This is a genomic window from Synechococcus sp. MU1655, from assembly GCF_023630655.1.
In the GTDB taxonomy this organism is placed as follows: domain Bacteria; phylum Cyanobacteriota; class Cyanobacteriia; order PCC-6307; family Cyanobiaceae; genus Synechococcus_C.
Genome location: NZ_JAKUHK010000190.1, coordinates 1 through 4,140, shown reverse-complemented (window position 1 = coordinate 4,140; position 4,140 = coordinate 1). Strand labels below are relative to the sequence as shown.

The 4,140-nt window shown below is 52.4% G+C and carries 6 protein-coding genes; 3 read left to right on the top strand and 3 right to left on the bottom strand.

Annotated elements, in window-relative coordinates:
* The coding region (gene gpmI / locus NCN04_RS08910; RefSeq protein WP_250395851.1) for a 2,3-bisphosphoglycerate-independent phosphoglycerate mutase at positions 1-1,086 on the top strand (1,086 nt) is incomplete at its 5' end.
* 13 nt (positions 1,087-1,099) lie between these two features.
* Positions 1,100-1,330, top strand: coding sequence for a preprotein translocase subunit SecG (gene secG / locus NCN04_RS08905; RefSeq protein ID WP_006854296.1), 231 nt, complete (start codon positions 1,100-1,102; stop codon positions 1,328-1,330).
* 188 nt (positions 1,331-1,518) lie between these two features.
* Here the strand turns inward: secG and NCN04_RS08900 are convergent, their stop codons facing one another.
* The 3 genes from NCN04_RS08900 to groES all read right to left on the bottom strand — a co-directional run bounded on the left by NCN04_RS08900 (position 1,519) and on the right by groES (position 3,792).
* A complete protein-coding gene (locus NCN04_RS08900; RefSeq protein ID WP_250395850.1) occupies positions 1,519-1,764 on the bottom strand; it encodes a hypothetical protein in 246 nt (81 codons plus the stop codon).
* A 16-nt stretch (positions 1,765-1,780) separates the two neighbouring features.
* A complete protein-coding gene (groL, locus tag NCN04_RS08895; RefSeq protein ID WP_048347138.1) occupies positions 1,781-3,412 on the bottom strand; it encodes a chaperonin GroEL in 1,632 nt (543 codons plus the stop codon).
* A gap of 68 nt (positions 3,413-3,480) precedes the next feature.
* Positions 3,481-3,792, bottom strand: a complete 312-nt coding sequence (gene groES, locus NCN04_RS08890; protein ID WP_011620192.1) for a co-chaperone GroES — start codon at positions 3,790-3,792, stop codon at positions 3,481-3,483.
* A gap of 221 nt (positions 3,793-4,013) precedes the next feature.
* Between groES and NCN04_RS08885 the strand changes: the two genes are divergently transcribed.
* A partial coding sequence (locus NCN04_RS08885; RefSeq protein ID WP_250395852.1) for a hypothetical protein occupies positions 4,014-4,140 on the top strand: 127 nt, incomplete at its 3' end.

Sequence of the window (4,140 nt, the reverse complement as noted above, 5' to 3'; positions counted from 1 at the left end):
GCGGCAATCAACACCCATGGAATTGGCCGAATTGCCAGTCTCTGTGGGCGCTACTGGGCGATGGATCGTGACCATCGATGGGAGAGAACAGAGCGGGCTTATGACTTACTGACCGATCCTGATTTGGACCTTCAAGAGGATGACCCCGCGTCCGTATTAGCCAGCAGCTACGCCAAAGGCATCACCGACGAATTCTTGGAACCCGTTCGCTTCTCCGATGATCCACTTCGAGATGGTGATGCGTTGCTGATGTTTAACTTCCGTCCAGATCGGGCCAGACAAATTGTTCAGGCCCTCTCACTACAGGAATTTGAAGGCTTCAAGCGCGCTCATCAGCCAACGCTTGACGTGGTGACATTTACTCAATATGAAACTGACCTACCTGTCTCTGTGGTCTTTCCACCCGAATCACTCGACCAGCTTTTGGGTCAGGTGGTCGCTGATGCCGGCCTGAAGCAGTACCGCACAGCAGAAACGGAGAAATATCCCCATGTCACCTACTTCATGAATGGGGGAATCGAACAACCCCTTAAAGGGGAAAAGAGGCACCTCGTTCCCTCTCCCCGTGTCGCCACCTACGACCAGGCTCCAGAAATGTCTGCCGACACTCTCACCGAAAGCTGTGTTGCCGCGATCCAGCAGGGTGAGCACTCACTTGTTGTGATCAACTATGCAAACCCAGACATGGTGGGGCATACCGGCATGATGGAAGCCGCAACGAAAGCGATTGAGACCGTTGATCGCTGCATCGGCAAACTGCTGGATGCCGTCGGGCGAATGGGTGGCACCTTGCTGATCACTGCAGACCACGGAAACGCAGAGCGCATGCAAGGACCGGATGGTCAAGCCTGGACAGCACACACCACCAATCCAGTGCCGGTCATTTTGATCGAGGGAGAGAAACGCAAGGTTCCGGGGTTGGGGAATTCCATTCGTCTGCGTGAGAATGGCGGTCTTGCCGATATTGCGCCAACTCTTCTTCAGCTGCTCAATTTGGACAAACCAGAAGCCATGACGGGCATCTCCTTGATTGAACCGATCGAAGCCTCAGCTCCAGCCACGACCAAGCTGCCTCAACCCGTTTAAGTAAGATCAATCCATGCTTACGACTGTTCTCTCTTGGGTTTGGATCGGCAGTGGCGCCGTTCTGATTCTTCTTGTTCTCTTGCACAGTCCCAAAGGGGATGGAATGGGGGGTATTGCAGCAAGTGGAAGTTCATCGTTCACCAGCTCTAGCAGTGCAGAAGCAACCCTCAATCGCATTACCTGGACAACGCTTTCATTTTTCCTCGCACTAGCTGTGATTTTGAGCGCTGGCTGGCTCAGCTAAATCGAATTCATCCAGCCAAGTCACAGTTCACAATCCCTGTTCAGATCAAGCGGGCCTGTAGGAAGACATAGAGACAACAAATCCAGATTGAATCCAGCAATATTCAATGCTTCTTTTTATGAGCCTGCGCCTTAACTGCCTAAAGAGCGCGATGAACATCCAAGGTATTCAGTAGCCTTAGATATTCATTAGCCAATTAGTAAAGCAACGGCTCTCATAGCGATTTCATTGGAACTGAGTAGACCCTGCCATTCGGCATAGGCCTCTTCTCTATGGGACGGCACATCCATCCCCAGGTTTCCCGCTTCTTCTGATACCAGGAACTTTATGCCCAGTGCTTGAGGTCTGTTCATTGCTTTCAGAGGCAAACACAGATGGATTGCTGGCGACCCATCCATTAAAAAAGCCCCCGTGTGAACGGAGGCTGAAAACATGGTCGAAACGGAGCGCTTAGTAGTCGAAGTCGCCACCCATGCCACCGGCACCAGCAGCAGCTTCTTTCTTCTCTGGCATGTCAGCCACGATGCACTCGGTGGTTAGCACCATGCCAGCGATCGAAGCAGCATTTTGCAAACCAGAGCGGGTCACCTTGGCCGGGTCAACAATGCCAGCAGAAAGCATGTCGACATACTCACCGTTGGCTGCGTTGTAGCCCTCATTAAACGACTTGGACTTGACGTTTTCAGCAACGACAGCGCCATTCACCCCAGCATTTTCAGCAATGCGCATGAGGGGAGCCGTCAGCGCTGAGGCCACGATGTTGGCACCGATCAACTCTTCGCCGGACAGGTTGGCGGAAGCCCAGTCTTCCAAGGCTGGGGCCATGTGAGCCAAGGTTGTACCGCCACCAGGCACGATGCCCTCCTCAACGGCTGCCTTTGTCGCGTTGATGGCATCTTCCAGACGAAGTTTCTTGTCCTTCATCTCGGTTTCGGTGGCTGCTCCCACCTTCACAACAGCAACGCCACCAGCCAGTTTGGCAAGACGCTCCTGAAGCTTCTCTTTGTCGTAGGTGGAATCGGTCTCATCCATCTGCTTCTTGATCTGCTCGCAACGGGTGCTCACAGCCACCTCATTGCCTTCGGCAACAATCGTGGTGGTGTCTTTGTTGATGGTGACGCGACGGGCAGTCCCCAACATCTCCAGCTTGGCGTTTTCAAGCTTCAGACCTTGGTCTTCCGTGATCAACTGACCGTTGGTCAGGACCGCCATATCTTCGATCATCGCCTTACGGCGATCACCGAAACCAGGAGCCTTCACTGCTGCCACATTGAGAACTCCGCGCAAGCGGTTCACGACCAAAGTGGCGAGGGCTTCTTTCTCGATGTCCTCAGCAATGATCAAGAGAGGCTTACCAGTTCGAGCAATTTGCTCAAGAACAGGTACCAGATCTTGTACCAAGCCGATCTTCTTGTCGGTTAAGAGGATGTAAGGCTCGTCCAGAACCGCTTCCATCCGCTCAGTGTCTGTCGCGAAATAAGGGGAGATATATCCCTTATCGAAACGCATCCCCTCAGTGACCTCAAGCTCAGTCTCCATGGATTTCCCTTCTTCAAGAGAAATCACACCTTCTTTGCCAACTTTATCCATGGCGTCAGCAATCATCTTGCCAACTTCTTCGTCATTGCCGGCAGAGATTGTGCCAACCTGAGCGATAGCGTTGCTGTCTGCAATCGGCTTTGCATTTTCTTGGATCTTTCCAACCAAGAAATCGGAAGCCTTATCAATACCCTTCTTCAGGGTGATTGCATTAGCGCCGGCTGCCACATTGCGCAAGCCTGCTTTCACCATGGCATGAGCCAAAACCGTTGCTGTTGTGGTGCCGTCTCCAGCAGCGTCGTTGGTTTTGGATGCAGCCTGACGTATGAGAGCAACACCAGTGTTTTCGATGTGATCCTCAAGCTCGATCTCTTTAGCGATCGTGACTCCATCATTGATGATCTGAGGAGCACCAAATTTTTTCTCGAGCACCACATTTCGGCCTTTAGGACCGAGGGTTACTGCGACAGCTTCGGCAAGAATGTCAATGCCTTTTTCGAGAGCACGGCGAGCGTTCTCGTTATAAATAATGCGCTTAGCCATAAGAGGCGATTAAAAAGTTTGAGAGGAAAATTCAGGTATTTCTGAGATAAAACTCAGAGATTTTGCGGTCAGCCCACCACAGCGAGGATGTCTTTCTCAGACAGGAGTACGTACTCGTCGCTACCAAGCTTGATGTCAGTACCGGCGTACTTGCTGTACAGCACCTTGTCGCCAATACCGACTTCAGGTGCCTGACGACTGCCATCGTCATTGGATTTGCCAGGACCAACCTGAACAACTTCGCCCACTTGAGGCTTTTCTTTTGCTGTGTCAGGAAGAAGGATGCCGCCTGCAGTTTTCTCCTCTGATTCAGAGATTTTTACGAAGACGCGGTCTCCAAGAGGCTTAACGGTGGAGACGCTGAGGGAAACAGCTGCCATGAGGATTTGAGAAGCAGGGACAGGGCGCTCGGCGCCACTCAAACGATGCGAGTTAGCACTCGAGGTCGTTGAGTGCCAAAACTAGATCCGTTCATGGGTCATGCACCAGCGCTGAGCTGTGCGGGTGACCGAACAGCCGAAGCAACATCAAGACAGTGTTAAGGTTCTGCCGCTCAGGAAGGGATCGTCCTGTTGCGCATCCCTCTCACTTCTCCTTACTTATGGCCGCTGCTGCTCCTGCCTCTACCGGTTCCAAGGGCGTTGTCCGTCAGGTAATCGGACCGGTTCTGGATGTGGAATTTCCAGCCGGCAAACTCCCGAAACTCCTTAATGCATTGCGTATTGAGG

Coding starts and splice junctions, on each gene's coding strand:
- groES (WP_011620192.1), bottom strand. CDS start 3,792: ATGGCAGCTGTTTCCCTCAGCGTCTCCACCGTTAAGCCTCTTGGAGAC.
- secG (WP_006854296.1), top strand. CDS start 1,100: ATGCTTACGACTGTTCTCTCTTGGGTTTGGATCGGCAGTGGCGCCGTT.
- groL (WP_048347138.1), bottom strand. CDS start 3,412: ATGGCTAAGCGCATTATTTATAACGAGAACGCTCGCCGTGCTCTCGAA.
- NCN04_RS08900 (WP_250395850.1), bottom strand. CDS start 1,764: ATGTTTTCAGCCTCCGTTCACACGGGGGCTTTTTTAATGGATGGGTCG.